At 56.3% G+C, this 2,317-nt stretch carries 2 protein-coding genes; one reads left to right on the top strand and one right to left on the bottom strand.

Annotated features, from left to right (window positions below; genetic code table 11):
* Positions 1–173: 173 nt before the first annotated feature.
* Positions 174–1,493: an IS701 family transposase gene (locus tag WA354_RS16125; RefSeq protein ID WP_472814045.1), complete on the top strand. Its 1,320-nt coding sequence runs from the start codon at positions 174–176 to the stop codon at positions 1,491–1,493.
* Between the two features lie 173 nt (positions 1,494–1,666).
* Here the strand turns inward: WA354_RS16125 and WA354_RS16120 are convergent.
* A partial coding sequence (locus WA354_RS16120) for an OmpH/Skp family outer membrane protein (protein WP_472814044.1) occupies positions 1,667–2,317 on the bottom strand: 651 nt, incomplete at its 5' end.

Genomic DNA, 2,317 nt, shown 5'->3' with positions numbered 1-2,317 from the left:
TGAGAGAAGTCGTAGGCGACGAGTAGTTCCTTCAAATCATAATGAATCGATTCTCCGTAGGTGGTTAACATGGTGTTTTGCGTCATCTGGCTAGTACTACTGTGTTATAAAGTTGAGTCGCGCGACTGACAGATTACTTTTAGCGCAGCATCTTTGATGTTAAGTTGCTGGTCATGAGCGCCCACTCGGTAGCGCCAGGCGCCCAACAAAAACGCTTCGCGGCCTATCTTGAACGCCTGGCGCAAGCCGCGGGGCACCTGGATCGCATGGTACCTCTGAAATCTTATTGCACCGGCTTGCTGCTGCCTGGAGAGCGTAAGAGTGTGGAGCCCATGGCGGCTCGTCTTTGTCCCGACAACGTGCGCCAAGCCCATCAGTCTTTACATCATCTGGTGGCCCATGCCCCCTGGAGGGACGAAGATATTTTGCAAGCGGTGCGCCAATACGTGCTGCCCGTCATGCAGAAACAAGGGGAGGTGGTAGCTTGGGTGATCGATGACACGGGAGTGGCGAAAAAGGGAACGCATTCGGTGGGAGTCACGCGCCAGTACTGTGGACAGGTGGGCAAGCAGGAGAACTGTCGGGTAGCGGTGAGTCTGTCCCTAAGCACGGCAACAGCGAGTCTGCCCATTGCCTGGCGTCTCTACTTACCGGAAGTGTGGGCTCAGGACAAGCAGCGGAGAAAAGCTACAGGCGTACCGTCGGAAATTCGTTTTCAAACCAAGCCTGAAATTGCACTCGAACAAATTCGCAGCGCCGTCGAGCGAGAGATCCCCACGGCTCCGGTGCTGGCCGATGCTGGCTATGGCAACGACACGGCATTTCGTGATGGTATCAGCGAATTGGGTTTGCTTTATGTGGTGGGCATCCAATCGTCGGTAAGTGTGTGGCCTCCGGGCGTAGCCCCGCTGCCCAAGCGGAAGTGGAAAGGAATCGGACGTCCCACGAAGTTGCTACGCCGCAATGGTCAGCACGCTCCGATAGCGGTGCGCGCGTTGGCGATCAGCTTACCTTCCTCGGCCTGGAAGATGGTGCGCTGGCGCGAAGGAAGCGGTAAACCGCTGCGTTCCCGTTTTGCCGCTGTGCGCATTCGTCCGGCCCATCGGGATTACTGGAACAGCGAACCCCATCCGCAAGAGTGGCTGCTCATCGAGTGGCCGAAGCAAGAATCAGAACCCATCAAGTACTGGTTCTCCACTTTGCCCGCCCACACCACGCTTGCCGATCTGGTGCGCTTGGCCAAACATCGCTGGATCATCGAACGCGATTACCAGGAACTGAAGCAGGAACTGGGACTTGGTCACTATGAAGGAAGAGGCTGGCGCGGATTCCACCATCACGCCACCCTCTGCGTTGCGGCCTATGGGTTCCTGGTGGCCGAACGGAGCCGTTTTTCCCCCTCCGCTCGCGTCGGTCAGCTGGACTTATCCTTCCCCGAACTGCCCACGCAATTCCATCCTCGGGGTTCGCCCCGTGCGCGGGGAGCGGCATAATCCCTGCTCCATTGCTACCCTTCGTCAGACCATCGCACGGATCCTGCTCCGGCAACTCTCGGGTTGTCCTTTTTGTGGGGCTCCATTTTTATAACACAGTAGTACTAGAGAGCCCTCCGCCTGTGTTTGCTTTTCTTATGTCTCCGCTTCCATCGGGTCAATTACGCCGAACTCTAATTCGGAGAGGGGTTATCGGGGAGAGACTTCGATGATTTCGGTGTGTCGCTATGAGTGGGACTGTTTTCCGGTGCCGACGGGGCGGCTTCGGCCTGGGAGTTGTAGGCCTTGATGAGCGCGTTCGTAACGTCCATGTTCGTAGCTTCGTACCAAACAACCGGATATGCATCGGACCCGCGCTCGATAACCGCCGAGTAACCATGCTGCTGCGAAAAGGTATGCAGAAAAGCGTAGACCTTCTGTGCGACTCGTTGAAAAATCTCTTCTGATTCGCTTTGCGAATCACTCTTGAAGTCTTCCGCTTCGCGCTGAAGTTGCTTCTCCTTACTTTCCAGTGACTGCGCGCGTCTTGCTCTTTCTGCGTCACTCAGGTTGCTGTTTGTATCCGCTAACTGCTTTCTTAGAGCTTCGACCTCGTTATTGAGGGCTTGCAGCACCTGCTGCTTAGGAGCCAATCGAGCCTGGAGCGCGCTGAGGCTCTTCTGCGCTTCTGCAGTTTGAAGCACTGCTGAGTTGAAGCTTACCGTGACGATCATCTGAGGTTTGGCCTGACCTGCAGAAGCCTGTGCGAGGGCCACACTCGCCGCGCCGGGGACACACAAAAGCATCCACAACATTCTCCATCGAGTCATCGCCATCTCCATCGG

Source organism: Occallatibacter sp. (genome assembly GCF_049802275.1).
In the GTDB taxonomy this organism is placed as follows: domain Bacteria; phylum Acidobacteriota; class Terriglobia; order Terriglobales; family Acidobacteriaceae; genus Telmatobacter.
This window is presented reverse-complemented; position numbering and strand designations above follow the sequence as displayed.

Bases quoted from the DNA above. Each gene is read 5' to 3' on its own strand.
- WA354_RS16125 (WP_472814045.1), top strand. From the start codon at position 174: ATGAGCGCCCACTCGGTAGCGCCAGGCGCCCAACAAAAACGCTTCGCG.